Origin of the sequence: Modestobacter marinus, assembly GCF_011758655.1 — a bacterium.
Classification (GTDB): domain Bacteria; phylum Actinomycetota; class Actinomycetes; order Mycobacteriales; family Geodermatophilaceae; genus Modestobacter; species Modestobacter marinus.
Map to the genome: position 1 here is coordinate 2,090,541 of NZ_JAAMPA010000001.1, position 17,088 is coordinate 2,107,628.

The 17,088-nt window shown below is 69.9% G+C and carries 26 protein-coding genes; 23 read left to right on the forward strand and 3 right to left on the reverse strand.

Annotated elements, in window-relative coordinates; all coding sequences use genetic code 11:
- Nucleotides 1-92 precede the first annotated feature (92 nt).
- The 3 genes from FB380_RS09925 to FB380_RS09935 form a co-directional block, all read right to left on the reverse strand.
- A complete protein-coding gene (locus FB380_RS09925; protein WP_166754913.1) occupies nt 93-1,133 on the reverse strand; it encodes an LLM class F420-dependent oxidoreductase in 1,041 nt (346 codons plus the stop codon).
- A gap of 86 nt (nt 1,134-1,219) precedes the next feature.
- Nucleotides 1,220-1,435 carry a hypothetical protein gene (locus FB380_RS09930; protein ID WP_166754914.1) on the reverse strand — a complete coding sequence of 72 codons (216 nt, stop codon included), beginning with the start codon at nt 1,433-1,435 and terminating at the stop codon, nt 1,220-1,222.
- Between the two features lie 70 nt (nt 1,436-1,505).
- Entirely contained in the window at nt 1,506-2,486 is a 981-nt protein-coding gene (locus FB380_RS09935) for a hypothetical protein (protein ID WP_166754915.1), read from the reverse strand.
- A gap of 626 nt (nt 2,487-3,112) precedes the next feature.
- Between FB380_RS09935 and rpsL the strand changes: the two genes are divergently transcribed.
- From rpsL to rpsE, 23 genes are all read left to right on the forward strand, one after another.
- Nucleotides 3,113-3,487, forward strand: coding sequence for a 30S ribosomal protein S12 (rpsL, locus tag FB380_RS09940; RefSeq protein ID WP_036334266.1), 375 nt, complete (start codon nt 3,113-3,115; stop codon nt 3,485-3,487).
- The gene (rpsG, locus tag FB380_RS09945) at nt 3,487-3,957 is read left to right on the forward strand and encodes a 30S ribosomal protein S7 (protein ID WP_164699907.1); all 471 of its coding nucleotides are present in this window, start codon (nt 3,487-3,489) and stop codon (nt 3,955-3,957) included. Before rpsL ends, rpsG begins: the two co-directional genes overlap by 1 nt.
- An 87-nt stretch (nt 3,958-4,044) precedes the next feature.
- Nucleotides 4,045-6,144, forward strand: a complete 2,100-nt coding sequence (gene fusA / locus FB380_RS09950) for an elongation factor G (protein WP_166754916.1) — start codon at nt 4,045-4,047, stop codon at nt 6,142-6,144.
- A gap of 94 nt (nt 6,145-6,238) precedes the next feature.
- Nucleotides 6,239-7,432, forward strand: coding sequence for an elongation factor Tu (tuf, locus tag FB380_RS09955; RefSeq protein ID WP_166754917.1), 1,194 nt, complete (start codon nt 6,239-6,241; stop codon nt 7,430-7,432).
- A gap of 119 nt (nt 7,433-7,551) precedes the next feature.
- Entirely contained in the window at nt 7,552-7,857 is a 306-nt protein-coding gene (gene rpsJ / locus FB380_RS09960; RefSeq protein ID WP_014742859.1) for a 30S ribosomal protein S10, read from the forward strand.
- A 14-nt stretch (nt 7,858-7,871) separates the two neighbouring features.
- Nucleotides 7,872-8,537 carry a 50S ribosomal protein L3 gene (rplC, locus tag FB380_RS09965; RefSeq protein ID WP_166754918.1) on the forward strand — a complete coding sequence of 222 codons (666 nt, stop codon included), beginning with the start codon at nt 7,872-7,874 and terminating at the stop codon, nt 8,535-8,537.
- Nucleotides 8,534-9,307 (forward strand): 50S ribosomal protein L4, encoded by a 774-nt coding sequence (gene rplD / locus FB380_RS09970; protein WP_166754919.1) that lies wholly within the window; start codon nt 8,534-8,536, stop codon nt 9,305-9,307. Before rplC ends, rplD begins: the two co-directional genes overlap by 4 nt.
- On the forward strand, nt 9,304-9,606 hold the full coding sequence (gene rplW, locus FB380_RS09975) for a 50S ribosomal protein L23 (protein ID WP_014742856.1): 303 nt from the start codon (nt 9,304-9,306) through the stop codon (nt 9,604-9,606). The genes rplD and rplW overlap by 4 nt, the downstream gene beginning before the upstream one ends.
- A 54-nt stretch (nt 9,607-9,660) precedes the next feature.
- Entirely contained in the window at nt 9,661-10,494 is an 834-nt protein-coding gene (gene rplB / locus FB380_RS09980) for a 50S ribosomal protein L2 (RefSeq protein WP_166754920.1), read from the forward strand.
- A 23-nt stretch (nt 10,495-10,517) separates the two neighbouring features.
- The gene (gene rpsS, locus FB380_RS09985) at nt 10,518-10,799 is read left to right on the forward strand and encodes a 30S ribosomal protein S19 (protein WP_153359827.1); all 282 of its coding nucleotides are present in this window, start codon (nt 10,518-10,520) and stop codon (nt 10,797-10,799) included.
- A gap of 22 nt (nt 10,800-10,821) precedes the next feature.
- Nucleotides 10,822-11,289 (forward strand): 50S ribosomal protein L22, encoded by a 468-nt coding sequence (gene rplV, locus FB380_RS09990; RefSeq protein ID WP_166754921.1) that lies wholly within the window; start codon nt 10,822-10,824, stop codon nt 11,287-11,289.
- Nucleotides 11,289-12,218 carry a 30S ribosomal protein S3 gene (gene rpsC, locus FB380_RS09995; RefSeq protein WP_166754922.1) on the forward strand — a complete coding sequence of 310 codons (930 nt, stop codon included), beginning with the start codon at nt 11,289-11,291 and terminating at the stop codon, nt 12,216-12,218. The genes rplV and rpsC overlap by 1 nt, the downstream gene beginning before the upstream one ends.
- Before the next feature lie 3 nt (nt 12,219-12,221).
- Nucleotides 12,222-12,638: a 50S ribosomal protein L16 gene (gene rplP / locus FB380_RS10000; protein WP_014742851.1), complete on the forward strand. Its 417-nt coding sequence runs from the start codon at nt 12,222-12,224 to the stop codon at nt 12,636-12,638.
- On the forward strand, nt 12,638-12,871 hold the full coding sequence (gene rpmC / locus FB380_RS10005; protein WP_014742850.1) for a 50S ribosomal protein L29: 234 nt from the start codon (nt 12,638-12,640) through the stop codon (nt 12,869-12,871). Before rplP ends, rpmC begins: the two co-directional genes overlap by 1 nt.
- On the forward strand, nt 12,868-13,170 hold the full coding sequence (gene rpsQ / locus FB380_RS10010) for a 30S ribosomal protein S17 (RefSeq protein WP_166754923.1): 303 nt from the start codon (nt 12,868-12,870) through the stop codon (nt 13,168-13,170). Before rpmC ends, rpsQ begins: the two co-directional genes overlap by 4 nt.
- 197 nt (nt 13,171-13,367) lie before the next feature.
- A complete protein-coding gene (rplN, locus tag FB380_RS10015) occupies nt 13,368-13,736 on the forward strand; it encodes a 50S ribosomal protein L14 (RefSeq protein WP_026844850.1) in 369 nt (122 codons plus the stop codon).
- A 2-nt stretch (nt 13,737-13,738) separates the two neighbouring features.
- Nucleotides 13,739-14,086, forward strand: a complete 348-nt coding sequence (rplX, locus tag FB380_RS10020; protein ID WP_425563405.1) for a 50S ribosomal protein L24 — start codon at nt 13,739-13,741, stop codon at nt 14,084-14,086.
- Between the two features lie 5 nt (nt 14,087-14,091).
- Complete coding sequence (gene rplE / locus FB380_RS10025) at nt 14,092-14,676, forward strand: 50S ribosomal protein L5 (protein ID WP_166754924.1); 585 nt, start codon at nt 14,092-14,094, stop codon at nt 14,674-14,676.
- Between the two features lie 32 nt (nt 14,677-14,708).
- Nucleotides 14,709-14,894, forward strand: a complete 186-nt coding sequence (locus FB380_RS10030; protein ID WP_036334286.1) for a type Z 30S ribosomal protein S14 — start codon at nt 14,709-14,711, stop codon at nt 14,892-14,894.
- Nucleotides 14,895-15,027: 133 nt separating this feature from the next.
- Nucleotides 15,028-15,438: a 30S ribosomal protein S8 gene (gene rpsH, locus FB380_RS10035; protein ID WP_166754925.1), complete on the forward strand. Its 411-nt coding sequence runs from the start codon at nt 15,028-15,030 to the stop codon at nt 15,436-15,438.
- 15 nt (nt 15,439-15,453) lie between these two features.
- Nucleotides 15,454-15,993 carry a 50S ribosomal protein L6 gene (rplF, locus tag FB380_RS10040; RefSeq protein WP_166754926.1) on the forward strand — a complete coding sequence of 180 codons (540 nt, stop codon included), beginning with the start codon at nt 15,454-15,456 and terminating at the stop codon, nt 15,991-15,993.
- The gene (gene rplR, locus FB380_RS10045) at nt 15,993-16,409 is read left to right on the forward strand and encodes a 50S ribosomal protein L18 (RefSeq protein ID WP_166754927.1); all 417 of its coding nucleotides are present in this window, start codon (nt 15,993-15,995) and stop codon (nt 16,407-16,409) included. The genes rplF and rplR overlap by 1 nt, the downstream gene beginning before the upstream one ends.
- Before the next feature lie 37 nt (nt 16,410-16,446).
- Nucleotides 16,447-17,088, forward strand: a complete 642-nt coding sequence (gene rpsE / locus FB380_RS10050) for a 30S ribosomal protein S5 (protein WP_166754928.1) — start codon at nt 16,447-16,449, stop codon at nt 17,086-17,088.

Consider the following 17,088-nt stretch of genomic DNA (forward strand, 5'->3'; position numbering starts at 1 on the left):
GGGCCCCGGGAGCGTGAGCTCCCGGGGCCCTTCTGCGTTCCCTCAGCCGTCACGTGACGGAAGGCGCCGGCTGAGGGCCGGCACCCGCGGACTCAGCCCGCCAGGCGGCGCATGGTCTCGACGGTGCGGAGCCGGCCTTCCCGGCTGTCGTCCAGGGGCTGCAGGTTGAGCGTGGTCACCCCGGCCGCGGCGAACGCCGCGATCCGCTCCGCCACGTAGGACTCCGGCCCGATCAGGGACGTCGCACGCACAAGGTCCTCCGGGACGGCGGCGGCCGCCTCGTCCTTGCGGCCGGCCAGGTACAGCTCCTGGATCGCCTCGGCCTCGGCCTCGTAGCCGTAGCGGCGGGCCAGGTCGTTGTAGAAGTTCTTGCCCTTGGCGCCCATGCCGCCGACGTACAGCGCGATACCCGGCCGGACCGCCTCCACCAGGTGGTCGACGTCCTCGCCGATCGCCACCGGGACCCCGACGACGACGTCGAGGTCACCCAGCGACGGGTCCCGCTTGGCCCGGCCCGCCTCCAGCGAGGCGCCCCACACGTCGGCCGCCCGCTCGGGGTGGAAGAAGATCGGCTCCCACTTCTCCGCGATCTCGGCGGCCAGCTCGACGTTCTTCGGCCCGAGGGCGGCCAGCAGCACCGGGATCTGCGGGCGGACGGGGGTGTTGATCAGCTTGAGCGGCTTGCCGAGGCCCGTGCCCTGGTCGGCCGGCAGCGGGACCTGGTACTTCTTCCCGTCGTGTTCCAGTCGCTCGCGGCGCCACACCTGGCGGCAGATCTCCACGATCTCCCGGGTCCGCTGCAGCGGGGCGTCGTAGGGGAGTCCGTGCCACCCCTCGATGACCTGCGGACCCGATGCGCCGAGCCCGAGGGTGAACCGGCCACCGGAGACGAAGTCCAGGCCGGCCGCGGTCATCGCGATCAGCGCCGGGGTGCGGCTGTAGATGGGCAGGATGCCGCTCATCAACTCGACCCGGTCGGTCACGGCCGCCAGGTAGCCCAGCTGGCTGACCGCGTCGAAGGTGTACACCTCCGCGCACATGGCGACGTCGAGCCCGGCGGACTCCAGGTCACGGATCTCGTCCGCGGTCTGCTTGAAGTCACCGGCGTAGCTGGCCTGGATCCCGATGCGCACGCGCCCTCCTCGGCGTCCGTGGCACCCTCGTCGGTGCCACTGCCGCGACGGTAACGGCCAGCCGGGGTGGTGGGCCCCCGGGGCCGCTAGAGAGCGTGGACGGTGCCGACCACGTGCGTGACGACCCGTACGCCGTCGACGTCGGCCGGCACGCGGGCGCCGGCGTCGGCCTCCGTCAGGTCGACGCGGACGACGTAGTCGGTGGCCTGCCGAGCCAGCCCGACCGCGGCGACGCCGGGGTCGGCGGCGAAGCGGGAGGCCAGCGTGTTCTTGGCAGCCCGGGCAGCGGCGCGGTCGGTCATGGACCCATGGTGCCCCCCGCCGCGTGATCAGGACAGGGCAACGGCCGCCGATGCCCTCCCTGCGGGCTGCTCAGCCCGCGAACCACTCCACGTCCAGCTCGCGCAGCACGGTGGCCAGCGGGTTGGCGAAGGTGACCCCGCCCCCGGCGCTGCCGCCCGTGGCCGACCCGGCGAAGAGCAGCCCGAGCGGTGCCCGGTCGCGGCTGCGCCAGATCACCGACCCGCTGTCGCCACCGGCGCTGAACGCACCGCGCAGGCCCTCGATCTCCACCTGGTCGTCGAAGGTGTGCACGGCGTCGTCGTACTGCACGCCGACCCCGTCGACCTCGACGGCGGTGATCCGTCCGTGCGTGTGGCCCGTCGTCCGCCCCACCTTCTCCACCAGCTCCTCGGGGTCGGCGTCGTCCGCGGCGGCGACCACGGGGGAGAGCGGACCGCCGGGGTAGCCGGCGGGATCGGCGGTCACACCCGGGTCCAGCGCGGCGACCGCGGCGTCGACGAGGTTGCCCGGGTCGAGGCGGAACCGGACGAAGGCGGCCAGCTGGCCGATCCGGTCGGTCTCGAGACCACCGTCGGCGACACCGGGCTGGAGCACCGGGTCGCCCGTCACCGCCGCGTCGCTGTTGGCCAGCACGTGGTTGTTGCTCAGCACCAGCAGCCCCTCGGTGCCGCGGCGGCGGACGAACCCGCCGAGGGTGCCGGCGGTGACGTCGCGGTGGCTGACGGACGCACCGGGACGGAGCGGACGGGCCCGCCGCTGCAGCTCCTCCGGGGTCGGGGAGGTCAGTGGCCGGACCGGCCCGATCACCCGGACGTCGACCTCCTCCCGGGCGGCGGCGTCCAGGCCGGACAGCACCACGTCGGCGTCGGCCTGCTCGATCAGCCGGATCGCCAGGTGCACCTGCCCCTCGGCCACCGGGGTCAGGCCCAGGGCCACGCCGCTCCACCGGGCAGGACCGTCGACCGAGCTCGCCACGACGCTGGAGGGCGGCACCTCGCTCAGCCGCTTGGAGAGCCGGGCCTTCAGTTCGCGGGCGTTGTCGGGGAGCACGGCGTACCTCCGAGGGGCGGCCGCACCACCAACGAGGTGCGGGACGTGAGCGGGTCGGCACTGACCGTAGGGCCGGGGTCCGACAGAAGCGACGCGACGCCGGAGGTGGCCGACGCTGGGAGACCTGCCGGTGGCGGCCCGGGTCCGGTACGTTCCCCCGCACGACCCCTCGGGCGGCCACGTGCAGGCCCCCGGGAATGTGCCCGGGGCACCGGCAGTTGGTGCCGGACAGAGCGGCTGACCCGGTGCACAGCCCACATGTCGACCCGGCTTTGACCGGTCCGGCAGGGCCGGGTACTGTGGTCAGCTGTGCCCAGGATGACTGGGCCTGCTCCCGTTCGCGGTGCACCTGGGTGTCCATCGGTCTCCGGACCGACCGGATGCCGGGGGCCACTCCCGTCACCGACGGGGCCCACTGCAAGGTGGTGTGGCCGGTACCGAGTCGCGAGGGGCGACGAGTCCGATCCGATCAACTGGCCGGTTCTCGCAAAGGGCGACACGCCCGAGCGCGGGGGCCGGAGGGTGGGTCGCGGGCAGACTCGACAGGGCCGGGCCACCGGGCACACCACGAGCAGTGCACCACATCCACAGCACGACCCAGCGCAGGCAGGAGATCCAGGCCACCCATGCCCACGATCCAGCAGCTGGTCCGCAAGGGCCGCGAGGACAAGGTCGAGAAGACCAAGACCCCGGCGTTGAAGGGATCCCCTCAGCGCCGCGGCGTGTGCACGCGCGTCTACACGACGACGCCGAAGAAGCCGAACTCGGCGCTGCGCAAGGTCGCTCGCGTGCGCCTCACCAGCGGTGTCGAGGTGACCGCCTACATCCCGGGCGTCGGCCACAACCTGCAGGAGCACTCCATGGTGCTCGTGCGTGGCGGCCGGGTGAAGGACCTCCCCGGCGTCCGCTACAAGATCATCCGTGGCTCGCTGGACACCCAGGGCGTCCGCGGTCGCAAGCAGGCTCGCAGCCGGTACGGCGCGAAGAAGGAGAAGAGCTAATGCCTCGCAAGGGCCCCGCCCCGAAGCGTCCGCTCGTCGCCGACCCGGTGTACCAGTCGCCGCTGGTGACCCAGCTGGTGAACAAGGTGCTGGTCGACGGCAAGCGCTCCGTCGCCGAGGCGATCGTCTACGGCGCCCTCGAGGGCGTCCGGGCGAAGAACGACACCGACCCGGTCGTCACCCTCAAGCGTGCGCTGGACAACGTGAAGCCGGCCCTCGAGGTGCGCAGCCGCCGCGTCGGTGGCGCCACCTACCAGGTGCCGATCGAGGTCCGTCCGTCCCGCAGCACGACCCTCGGCCTGCGCTGGCTCATCCAGTACAGCCGGGCGCGTCGCGAGAAGACGATGACCGAGCGCCTCATGAACGAGCTGCTGGACGCCAGCAACGGTCTCGGTGCCGCGGTCAAGCGCCGCGAGGACACGCACAAGATGGCCGAGTCGAACAAGGCCTTCGCGCACTACCGCTGGTGACGACAGTCCCTCAGCAGCCGCTGCCCGCGGTGGACCCGGGCGACCCCCGGGCGCCGCGCACGGACGAGACAGAAGAGGAGTGACGTAATGGCCCAGAACGAGGCCCAACTCGCCAAGACCCGCAACATCGGGATCATGGCGCACATCGACGCCGGCAAGACGACGACGACCGAGCGGATCCTCTTCTACACCGGTATCAACTACAAGATCGGTGAAGTCCACGACGGCGCGGCCACGATGGACTGGATGGAGCAGGAGCAGGAGCGCGGCATCACCATCACGTCCGCCGCGACGAAGTGCTCCTGGGCGGACCACGACATCAACATCATCGACACCCCGGGGCACGTCGACTTCACCGTCGAGGTGGAGCGGTCCCTGCGCGTGCTCGACGGTGCGGTTGCCGTGTACGACGGCGTGGCCGGCGTGGAGCCGCAGACCGAGCAGGTCTGGCGGCAGGCGGAGAAGTACAGCGTCCCGCGCATGTGCTTCGTCAACAAGCTCGACCGCACCGGTGCCGACTTCTTCCGCTGCGTCGACATGATGGTCGAGCGGCTCGGGGCCAACCCGCTGGTCCTGCAGCTGCCGATCGGCGCCGAGGCCGACTTCATCGGCGTCGTCGACCTGGTCTACATGCGCGCACTCACCTGGCGCGGCGAGACCAAGATGGGTGAGGACTACTCCATCGAGGAGGTCCCCGCCGAGCTCGCCGACCAGGCCGCCGAGTACCGCGAGAAGCTGCTCGAGAACATCGCGGACTTCGACGACGCGCTGATGGAGGACTACCTCGGCGGCGAGGAGATCGCGCCGGAGCGCCTCAAGGCCGCGATCCGCAAGGCGACCATCGCCGGCCAGGTCAACCCGGTGCTCACCGGGACGGCCTTCAAGAACAAGGGCGTGCAGCCCCTGCTCGACGCGGTCGTCGACTACCTGCCCAGCCCGCTGGACGTCGAGTCGATCGTCGGCACCGCGCTCGACGGTGAGACCGAGGTCCTGCGGCACGCCGACGAGAACGAGCCGTTCTCGGCGCTGGCCTTCAAGATCCAGACGGACCAGCACCTGGGCAAGCTGACCTACATCCGGGTCTACTCCGGCAAGCTCGACGCGGGTTCCCCCGTGCTGAACAGCACCAAGGACCGCAAGGAGCGGGTCGGCAAGATCTACCAGATGCACGCCAACAAGCGCGAAGAGCGCCAGGGCGTGGGCGCCGGCGAGATCGTCGCCGTCAACGGCATGAAGAACACGACGACGGGTGACACCCTCTGCGACCCGCAGAGCCCGGTGATCCTCGAGTCGATGACCTTCCCCGCGCCGGTCATCTCGGTGGCGATCGAGCCGAAGACCAAGGGCGACCAGGAGAAGCTGGGCACGGCCATCCAGAAGCTGGCCGAGGAGGACCCGACCTTCCAGGTCAAGCTGGACGAGGAGACCGGTCAGACGGTCATCTCCGGGATGGGCGAGCTCCACCTGGAGATCCTGGTCGACCGCATGCGGCGCGAGTTCCGCGTCGAGGCCAACGTCGGCAAGCCCCAGGTCGCCTACCGCGAGACGATCCGCAAGGCCGTCGAGCGCTACGACTACACGCACAAGAAGCAGACGGGTGGCTCCGGCCAGTTCGCGAAGGTGCAGATCGCCCTCGAGCCGCTGGAGATGAGCGGCGACTCGGCGACCTACGAGTTCGAGAACAAGGTCACGGGTGGTCGCATCCCGCGGGAGTACATCCCGTCGGTCGACGCCGGCATGCAGGACGCCATGCAGTACGGCATCCTCGCCGGGTACCCGATGGTCGGCGTCAAGGCCTCGCTCCTGGACGGCCAGTACCACGAGGTCGACTCCTCGGAGATGGCCTTCAAGATCGCCGGTTCGATCGCTTTCAAGGAGGCCGCCCGCAAGGCCAGCCCGGCCCTGCTGGAGCCGATGATGGCGGTCGAGGTCGTCACCCCTGAGGAGAACATGGGCGACGTCATCGGCGACCTGAACTCCCGCCGCGGGACCATCCAGGCGATGGAGGAGCGTTCCGGCGCTCGCGTCGTCCGGGCCCTGGTGCCGCTGTCGGAGATGTTCGGCTACGTGGGCGACCTGCGCAGCCGCACCCAGGGGCGGGCGAGCTACACCATGGTGTTCGACACCTACGCCGAGGTCCCGGCCAACGTCGCCAAGGAGATCATCGCCAAGGCGACCGGCGAGTAACGGGACGGCGGGCCCGGGTACCCCGGGCCCGCCCCCCGAGCACGGACCACCCCAGACACGAGCACGACTGCGAAGACACGGAGAGAGGATCCCAGTGGCCAAGGCCAAGTTCGAGCGGACCAAGCCGCACGTCAACATCGGCACCATCGGGCACATCGACCACGGCAAGACGACGCTGACCGCGGCGATCACCAAGGTGCTGCACGACAAGTTCCCGAACCTCAACGAGGCGTCCGCGTTCGACATGATCGACAAGGCGCCCGAGGAGAAGGCTCGCGGCATCACGATCTCGATCGCCCACGTCGAGTACCAGACCGAGAACCGGCACTACGCGCACGTCGACTGCCCCGGGCACGCCGACTACATCAAGAACATGATCACCGGTGCGGCGCAGATGGACGGCGCCATCCTGGTGGTCGCCGCCACCGACGGCCCGATGCCGCAGACCAAGGAGCACGTGCTCCTGGCCCGCCAGGTCGGTGTCCCCTACATCGTGGTGGCGCTGAACAAGGCCGACATGGTCGACGACGAGGAGATCCTCGAGCTCGTCGAGCTGGAGGTCCGTGAGCTGCTCAGCGAGTACGAGTTCCCGGGCGACGACGTCCCCGTGGTCCGCGTCTCGGCGCTGAAGGCCCTTGAGGGCGACGCCGAGTGGGGCGACAAGCTCATGGAGCTCATGAACGCCGTCGACACGGCGATCCCCGAGCCCGAGCGTGAGATCGACAAGCCGTTCCTCATGCCCGTCGAGGACGTCTTCACGATCACCGGTCGCGGCACGGTCGTCACCGGTCGCGTCGAGCGCGGCATCGTCAAGGTCTCCGAGGAGATCGAGATCGTCGGCATCCGCCCGAACTCGACCAAGACGACCGTCACCGGCGTCGAGATGTTCCGCAAGCTGCTCGACCAGGGCCAGGCCGGTGACAACGTCGGTCTGCTGCTGCGCGGCATCAAGCGCGAGGACGTCGAGCGCGGCCAGGTCGTCGTGAAGCCGGGTTCGATCACCCCGCACACGAACTTCGAGGGCTCGGTCTACATCCTCTCGAAGGACGAGGGTGGCCGGCACACGCCGTTCTTCAACAACTACCGTCCGCAGTTCTACTTCCGGACCACGGACGTCACCGGCGTCGTCACGCTGCCTGCGGGCACCGAGATGGTCATGCCCGGCGACAACACCGAGATGACGGTGGAGCTCATCCAGCCCATCGCCATGGAGGACGGCCTGCGGTTCGCCATCCGTGAGGGTGGCCGCACCGTCGGCGCCGGCCGGGTCACCAAGATCCTCAAGTGACACCCTGACGGGCGGCGGCCGTTGCGGCCGCCGCCCGTCAGCAGGGCCGGGGAACCCGGCCCAGGGTCAGCAGACCCACTTGTACTTTCACAACCGATCGGCAGGAGCGAAGACAACCGATGGCGGGACAGAAGATCCGCATCCGGCTGAAGGCCTACGACCACGAGGCCATCGATGCCTCGGCTCGGCGCATCGTGGACACGGTGACGAAGACCGGAGCGCGCGTCGTCGGCCCGGTGCCGCTGCCGACGGAGAAGAACGTGTACTGCGTCATCCGCTCGCCGCACAAGTACAAGGACTCGCGCGAGCACTTCGAGATGCGTACGCACAAGCGGCTCATCGACATCCTCGACCCGACGCCGAAGACGGTCGACGCGCTGATGCGCATCGACCTGCCGGCCTCGGTCGACGTCAACATCCAGTAAGGGCTGTCCCAGACATGGCGAGCACATTCCGTGGTCTCCTCGGCGAGAAGCTGGGGATGACCCAGGTCTTCGACGAGAACAACCGCATCGTGCCGGTGACCGTCATCAAGGCGGGCCCGTGCGTGGTCACCCAGGTGCGCACCCCCGAGAAGGACGGCTACTCCGCCGTCCAGCTCGGGTTCGGTGCGATCGACCCCCGCAAGGTGAACAAGCCCGAAGGTGGGCACTTCGCCAAGGCGGGTGTCACCCCGCGCCGGCACCTGGTCGAGCTGCGCACCGAGGACGCCTCCGACTACACGGTCGGCCAGGAGCTGACCGCCGAGGTCCTCTCCGACGTGGCCAAGGTCGACGTCATCGGCACCAGCAAGGGCAAGGGCACCGCCGGTGTCATGAAGCGTCACGGCTTCAAGGGCCTCGGCGCCGGCCACGGCACCCACCGCAAGCACCGCGCACCCGGCTCGATCGGTGGGGCCTCCACCCCCGGTCGCGTCTTCAAGGGCGTGCGCATGGCCGGGCGCATGGGCGCGGTCACCACCACCACGCTCTCGCTCAAGGTCCACCAGGTGGACACCGAGAAGGGCCTGGTCCTGATCAAGGGCGCCGTCCCCGGCCCCCGCGGCGGGCTCCTGCTCGTCCGGTCCGCGGTCAAGGGCGGCCCCGTGGGGAGTGACGCGAAGTGACCGAGTCGACCGCAACCCGGACCGACCGTCAGGTCGACGTCCGGACGCCGGCGGGGGAGACCTCGGGCAGCGTCACGCTGCCCGGCGAGCTCTTCGACGCCCCGGCGAACGTCTCGCTGCTCCACCAGGTCGTCGTGGCCCAGCTGGCCGCGGCCCGCCAGGGCACGCACGCGACCAAGACCCGCGCCCAGGTCAGCGGCACCGGCGCCAAGCCGTACCGCCAGAAGGGCACCGGTCGCGCCCGTCAGGGTTCGCTGCGGTCCCCGCAGTTCACCGGCGGTGGCATCTCGCACGGCCCGCAGCCGCGCAACTACGAGCAGAAGACCCCCAAGAAGATGAAGGCCGCCGCCCTGCGCGGTGCCCTCTCCGACCGGGCCCGGGACGGCCGCGTGCACGTGGTGTCCGCGTTCGTCGACGGTGACGCGCCCTCGACCAAGGCGGCGCTCAAGGTCCTCGACGCGGTCAGCACCGCCAAGCGCGTGCTGGTCGTCCTCGACCGGGACGACGTCCTCAACTGGGTCAGCCTGCGCAACGTGCCGCGGGTGCACCTGATCGAGGCCGGTCAGCTCAACACCTACGACGTGCTGGTGTCCGACGAGGTCGTCTTCACCGAGACCGCGCTGACCGAGTACGTCACCGGCCCGGCCCGGGGCGGCAAGGGTGCGGCCTCCTCGGCCGAGCTCCCCGACCTGGAGACGCACGAGATCGACGGCGACGTGCCCTCGATCGCGCCGGCCACCACGACCGAGACGACCGAGGAGAAGGCATGAGCGTCCGCGACCCCCGGGACGTGCTGCTGTCCCCGGTCATCTCGGAGAAGAGCTACGGGCTGCTGGACGAGAACAAGTACACGTTCATCGTCCGTCCCGACGCCAACAAGACCCAGATCAAGATCGCTGTGCAGCAGGTCTTCAACGTGAAGGTCCTCGCCGTCAACACGATCAACCGCCAGGGGAAGAGGAAGCGCTCCAAGGGCGCTGTGATGGGGAAGCGCAAGGACACCAAGCGCGCCATCGTCTCCGTTGCCCCCGGTGACCGCATCGAGCTCTTCGGTGGACCCGGCGCCTGAGCGCCGTTGACCATCGATCGGACCAGAGAGAACAGACAGGGACTCTGAGGAACCATGGCCATCCGTAAGTACAAGCCGACGACGCCGGGCCGCCGCGGCTCGTCCGTCGCCGACTTCGCCGAGGTCACCCGCGACCATCCCGAGAAGTCGCTGGTCCGACCGCTGCACGGTCGTGGCGGGCGCAACGTCCACGGGCGTGTGACGGCTCGTCACCAGGGCGGCGGGCACAAGCGTGCCTACCGGCTCATCGACTTCCGCCGGGCCGACAAGGACGGCGTGCCGGCCAAGGTCGCGCACATCGAGTACGACCCCAACCGCACCTCGCGGATCGCGCTGCTGCACTTCGCCGACGGGGAGAAGCGCTACATCATCGCCCCGGCGAAGCTGAAGCAGGGCGACACGGTGGAGTGTGGCCCGGCGGCCGACATCAAGCCGGGCAACAACCTGCCGCTGCGCAACATCCCGGTCGGCACGGTCGTGCACGCGATCGAGCTGCGGCCCGGTGGCGGGGCGAAGATCGCCCGGTCGGCCGGCACGAGCGTCCAGCTGGTCGCCCGTGAGGGGCGCTTCGCCCAGCTGCGGATGCCCTCGGGCGAGATCCGTAACGTCGACGTCCGGTGCCGCGCCACGATCGGTGAGGTCGGCAACGCCGAGCAGTCGAACATCAACTGGGGCAAGGCCGGCCGGATGCGGTGGAAGGGCAAGCGCCCGACCGTCCGCGGTGTCGCCATGAACCCGGTCGACCACCCGCACGGTGGTGGTGAGGGCAAGACCTCCGGTGGCCGGCACCCGGTCAACCCGAAGGGCAAGCCGGAGGGCCGGACGCGCAAGCGCAAGGCCAGTGATGCCCTGATCGTGCGCCGCCGGCGCACCAACAAGAAGCGCTGAGCGGGTAGAGGAGTCCGACAGACATGCCACGCAGCCTGAAGAAGGGCCCGTTCGTCGACGACCACCTGCTCGCCAAGGTGGACGCTCAGAACGACAAGGGCACCAAGAACGTCATCCGCACCTGGTCGCGGCGTTCGACGATCATCCCCGACATGCTCGGGCACACGATCGCCGTGCACGACGGCCGCAAGCACGTCCCGGTGTTCGTCACCGAGGCGATGGTCGGGCACAAGCTCGGCGAGTTCGCGCCCACGCGCACCTTCCGTGGGCACGTCAAGGACGACCGCCGCTCGCGGCGCGGCTGACCAGGCAGAGAGAAGACATCAGATGACTTCCCAGTTGGGACAGGAGACGCCGGTCGCCCGGGCCACGGCCCGGTTCGTCAGCGTCACCCCCATGAAGGCCCGACGGGTGGTGGACATGATCCGCTACCTGCCCACGGACGAGGCCCTGGCACTCCTGCGCTTCACTCCGCAGACCGCCAGCGAGCCGGTGGCCAAGGTCGTCGCCAGCGCCGTCGCCAACGCCGAGCACAACCTGCAGCTCGACCCGGCTGCGCTCGTCGTCAGCGCCGCGTTCGTCGACGAGGGCCCCACGCTCAAGCGGATCCGTCCGCGTGCACAGGGGCGGGCGTTCCGCATCAACAAGCGGACCAGCCACATCACCGTCGAGGTGTCCGAGGTCAGCTCCAGCGCTGAGCTGGCCCTGCGGTCTCGCAAGGCACGTCGGGAGACCGGGCAGTCCGGCCCGGCCACCCAGCAGCAGAAGAGCAACACGAGGGGAGGGACCCGCTAGTGGGTCAGAAGGTCAACCCGCACGGGTTCCGGCTCGGCATCACCACCGACTACAAGTCCCGGTGGTACGCGGACAAGCTGTACAAGGACTACGTCAAGGAAGACGTGGCCATCCGGAAGCTCATGGGCAAGGGCATGGAGCGCGCCGGCATCTCGAAGGTGGAGATCGAGCGCACCCGTGACCGGGTCCGAGTGGACATCCACACCGCCCGGCCGGGCATCGTCATCGGTCGTCGTGGCGCGGAGGCCGACCGCATCCGCGGTGAGCTGGAGAAGCTCACCGGCAAGCAGGTGCAGCTGAACATCCTCGAGGTGAAGAACCCCGAGTCCGACGCGCAGCTGGTGGCCCAGGGGGTCGCCGAGCAGCTGTCCAGCCGGGTCAGCTTCCGTCGGGCCATGCGCAAGGCGATGCAGTCCGCGCAGCGGAGCCCGCAGGTCAAGGGGATCCGGGTGCAGTGCTCGGGTCGCCTCGGCGGCACGGAGATGAGCCGTTCGGAGTTCTACCGCGAGGGTCGCGTGCCGCTGCACACCCTGCGGGCGAACATCGACTACGGCATCTACGAGGCCCGCACGACCTTCGGCCGCATCGGCGTGAAGGTCTGGATCTACAAGGGCGACGCCAGCGGCTCGCGCGCCGAGCGGGAGGCCCTCGAGGCCCTCGCCCAGCGTCAGCAGCGCCGTGAGCGCGCCCAGCGTCCCCAGCGGCGGTCCGGCTCGTCCGGCACCACTGCCGGGGGCACCGAGGCCGGCCGCGCTGCGGCCGACGCCCCGGTCTCCACCGAGCAGCCGGCCGAGGTCCCCGCCGACGCCACCAGCGCCGTCGCCGTCGCCTCGGGCGAGGCTGCTCCCGCGCAGAGCATCGGCGAGGCCGCCGGTGCTGAGGGCACCGCGGCCGCGCAGGCCGCCGGTGCCGAGAACACGGAGGGCTGACCAGTGCTCATCCCACGTCGGGTCAAGCACCGCAAGCAGCACCACCCGGACCGCACCGGGCGGGCCAAGGGCGGCACGGCGATCAACTTCGGTGACTTCGCGATCCAGGCCCTCGAGCCTGCGTACGTGACCAACCGGCAGATCGAGTCCGCGCGTATCGCCATGACGCGTCACATCAAGCGTGGCGGCAAGGTGTGGATCTCGATCTACCCCGACCGCCCGCTGACGAAGAAGCCGGCCGAGACCCGCATGGGTTCCGGCAAGGGCTCGCCCGAGTGGTGGGTGGCGAACGTCAAGCCCGGCCGGATCATGTTCGAGCTGTCGGGTGTCGCCGAGCCGGTGGCCCGCGAGGCCATGCGCCGCGCGATCCACAAGCTCCCCATGAAGTGCCGCTTCATCACTCGCGAAGGAGAGGTGTGATGGCCGCCGGCCTCACTGCGCCTGAGCTGCGCGAGCTGTCCGCCGACGAGCTGGCCACCCGGCTGCGCGAGTCGCGCGAAGAGCTGTTCAACCTGCGGTTCCAGGTGGCCACCGGCCAGCTGGACAACAACCGGCGACTGCAGACCGTCCGCCGCGACATCGCCCGGATCTACACGATCATGCGCGAGCGCGAGCTGGGTCTCTCGGTCGCCCCGAACGAGGGTGTCGCATGAGCGAGGTCACCAACACCACCGAGACCTCGACCGGGCCCGGCCTGGCCGGGCGTGGCTACCGCAAGGTCCGTGAGGGCCTGGTCGTCAGCGACAAGATGGACAAGACCATCGTCGTCGAGGTCGAGGACCGCGTGAAGCACGGGCTGTACGGCAAGGTTCTGCGTCGCACCAGCAAGCTGAAGGCGCACGACGAGCAGAACAGCGCCGGCATCGGCGACCGGGTGCAGATCATGGAGACGCGCCCGACCTCTGCCACCAAGCGGTGGCGCCTGGTCACGGTCGTCGAGAAGGCCAAGTAAGAAGTCGACCGGCCTCTCGGGGTCGGTGAGCAGGGAGTACCCTGGACGACTGGCGCGCTCTTCGGTGCGCGCCGCATCCCGGTACCCGTGCACGGACGCACCGGCGGCCCACGCTGCCGGTGCGTCCGCACGTGGGTGCCGGACAGCCGGTTCACCGATCCGGTCCGGCTGTCGCCACTCAGATTCAGGAGCAGGAAGTGATCCAGCAGGAGTCGCGGCTCAGGGTCGCCGACAACACCGGGGCCAAGGAGATCTTGTGCATCCGGGTGCTCGGCGGGTCGGGGCGCCGCTACGCGGGCATCGGTGACGTCATCGTCGCCACCGTCAAGGACGCGCTGCCCGGCGCCGGCGTCAAGAAGGGCGATGTGGTCAAGGCCGTCATCGTCCGCACGGTCAAGGAGCGTCGCCGTCCGGACGGCTCCTACATCCGCTTCGACGAGAACGCCGCGGTCATCATCCGCGACAGCGGCGACCCGCGCGGCACGCGCATCTTCGGCCCGGTGGGCCGGGAGCTGCGCGACAAGCGCTTCATGCGGATCATCTCGCTCGCTCCGGAGGTGTTGTGATCATGGCTCAGCCGACGAGCGGGAAGACCCCGTCGATGAAGGTCAAGAAGGGCGACTCGGTCGTCGTCCTGGCCGGCAAGGACAAGGGTGCCAAGGGCCGCGTCATCGCGGCGTTCCCCCGGACCCAGAAGGTCCTGGTGGAGGGCATCGGCCGGGTGAAGAAGCACACCCGGATCAGCACCAGCCAGCGCGGTGCCCAGCAGGGCGGGATCGTCACGCAGGAGGCCGCCATCCACGTGAGCAACGTGATGGTGATCGACTCCGAGGACAAGCCGACCCGGGTCGGTTACCGCAAGGACGAGGAAGGCCGCAACATCCGGGTCTCGCGGCGCACCGGTAAGGACCTCTGATCACCATGAGCGCACCCACCCGTGAGCTGCCCCGCATGCTGGCCCGGTACCGCGAGGAGATCGCGCCGGCCCTGCAGTCCGAGTTCGGCTACCCGAACGTCATGCAGATCCCCGGTCTGGTCAAGATCGTGGTCAACATGGGCGTCGGCGAGGCCACCCGCGACGCCAAGCTGATGGACGGCGCGGTCCGCGACCTCACCGCCATCACCGGCCAGAAGCCCGCCGTCGTGCGGGCCCGCAAGTCGATCGCGCAGTTCAAGCTGCGCGAGGGCATGCCGATCGGCGCGAAGGTCACCCTCCGCGGCGACCGCATGTGGGAGTTCCTGGACCGGCTGCTGTCGCTGGCCCTGCCCCGCATCCGCGACTTCCGTGGCCTGAACCCCAAGCAGTTCGACGGCCACGGCAACTACACGTTCGGTCTGACCGAGCAGTCGATGTTCCGCGAGATCGACGTCGACAAGATCGACCGGCCCCGCGGCATGGACATCACCCTGGTGACCACCGCCACGACCGACGAGGAGGGCCGGGAGCTGCTGACGCTCCTCGGGTTCCCCTTCGCCGGCCAGACCGTCGTGAACGCCACCCGCTGACGCGGTCTGCGTAGAAGGTAGGAGACCAAGAGATGGCCAAGAAGGCCCTTGTCAACAAGGCGGCTCGCACGCCGAAGTTCGCCGTCCGCGGCTACACCCGCTGCCAGCGTTGCGGCCGGCCGCACGCGGTCTTCCGCAAGTTCGGCCTGTGCCGGATCTGCCTGCGGGAGATGGCGCACGCGGGCGAGCTGCCCGGCGTGACCAAGTCGAGCTGGTAACAGACGCAGTACGGCCCGCCCCGCACGGGGCGGGCCACCCGCTCCCGGGTTCGACCCGGGGCACCACCCACGTCGCCGAGAGGCCCGCGCACGACAGCGTGCGGAACCGCGGCGAGAGAGGCACGACGCACCCATGACGATGACCGACCCGATCGCGGACATGCTCACGCGGATCCGCAACGCCAACCAGGCGTACCACGACGCCGCGGCCATGCCGTCGTCGAAGCTCAAGACGAAGGTCGCCGAGATCCTCCAGCAGGAGGGCTACATCGGCGGCTGGACCGTGAACGACGTCGAGGTCGACGGCCACGTCCGCAAGGAGCTCGTGGTCTCCCTCAAGTACGGTCCGAACCGCGAGCGCAGCATCGCCGGTGTCCGTCGGGTGTCCAAGCCCGGCCTGCGTGTCTACGCGAAGTCGACTGCCCTGCCCAAGGTCCTGGGCGGCCTCGGGGTGGCGATCATCTCCACCTCCACCGGGCTGCTGACCGACAAGCAGGCGAACAAGAAGGGCGTGGGTGGGGAAGTCCTCGCCTACGTCTGGTAAGAGGAGCGAGCAGACATGTCACGGATCGGACGACTCCCGATTCCGGTGCCGAGCGGGGTTGACGTCGCCATCGACGGGCGAACGGTCAACGTCTCAGGCCCGAAGGGGAAGCTCAGCCACACGGTGGCAGCTCCCATCACCGTCGAGCGCGGTGAGGACGGGGTGCTGCTGGTGCAGCGTCCCAACGACGAGCGCGAGAGCCGTGCCCTGCACGGCCTGTCCCGCTCCCTCATCGCCAACATGATCACCGGCGTCACCCAGGGGTTCGAGAAGACCCTGGAGATCGTCGGCGTCGGCTACCGCGTGCAGGCCCGGGGGAGCGACCTCGAGTTCGCCCTCGGCTTCAGCCACCCGGTGCTCGTGAAGGCCCCCGAGGGGATCGCCTTCACCGTCGAGGCCCCCACCCGCCTGCGGGTGAGCGGCATCGACAAGCAGCAGGTCGGCGAGGTCTCCGCCAAGATCCGCAAGATCCGCAAGCCCGACCCGTACAAGGGCAAGGGCGTGCGGTACCAGGGCGAGGTCGTCAAGCGCAAGGTCGGGAAGACGGGCAAGTGATGGCACAGGCAGCCAAGACCGAGAAGGGTGTCCGGGTGCACAAGCCCGTCGGCACCGACGTCAGCACCGCGCGCCGCGTCTCGCGGCTGCGCCGGCACAACCGGCTGCGCAAGCGCGTCGGCGGTACGCCGGAGCGCCCCCGTCTGGTGGTCAAGCGCAGCTCCAGGCACATCCACGTCCAGGTCATCGACGACACGGTGGGCCGTACCCTGGCCAGTGCGTCGACCATGGACGCCAGCCTGAAGGGCGCCGAGGGCGACAAGTCCGCCCTCGCCCGGCAGGTCGGGGCCCTGGTCGCTGAGCGCGCCAAGGCCGCCGGCATCGCCGCCGTCGTCTTCGACCGGGGCGGCAACCGGTACGCCGGGCGCATCGCCGCCCTGGCGGACGGCGCCCGCGAAGGCGGGCTGGACTTCTGATGAGCACCATCACTGAGCAGATCGAGAGGGACGTCTGATGCCAGGACCACAGCGACGCGGCGGTGGCGCCGGCGGGACGGGTGGCCCCGGCGGTGCCGGCGGCGGCAACGACCGCCGTGACCGCCGCGACGGCGGCCGCGGCCCCGGTGGCGGTACCGCCGAGAAGAGCCAGTTCATCGAGCGCGTGGTGGCCATCAACCGCGTGTCCAAGGTCGTCAAGGGCGGTCGGCGCTTCAGCTTCACCGCGCTGGTGATCGTGGGCGACGGCAACGGCACCGTGGGTGTCGGCTACGGCAAGGCCAAGGAGGTGCCCGCGGCGATCGCCAAGGGCGTCGAGGAGGCCAAGAAGCACTTCTACAAGGTGCCCCGCATCGCCAACACCATCCCGCACCCGGTGCAGGGTGAGGCGGCTGCCGGTGTCGTGCTGCTCAAGCCGGCCAGCCCCGGTACCGGTGTGATCGCCGGTGGCCCGGTGCGTGCCGTGCTCGAGTGCGCCGGGATCCACGACATCCTGTCCAAGAGCCTCGGGTCCTCGAACCCGATCAACATCGTCCACGCGACCATGCAGGCGCTGAAGGACCTCGTCCGCCCCGAGGAGATCGCGGCCCGCCGCGGCCTGCCTCTCGAGGACGTCGCCCCCGCCGCCATGCTGCGTGCGCGGGCCGGTCAGGGGGTCTGA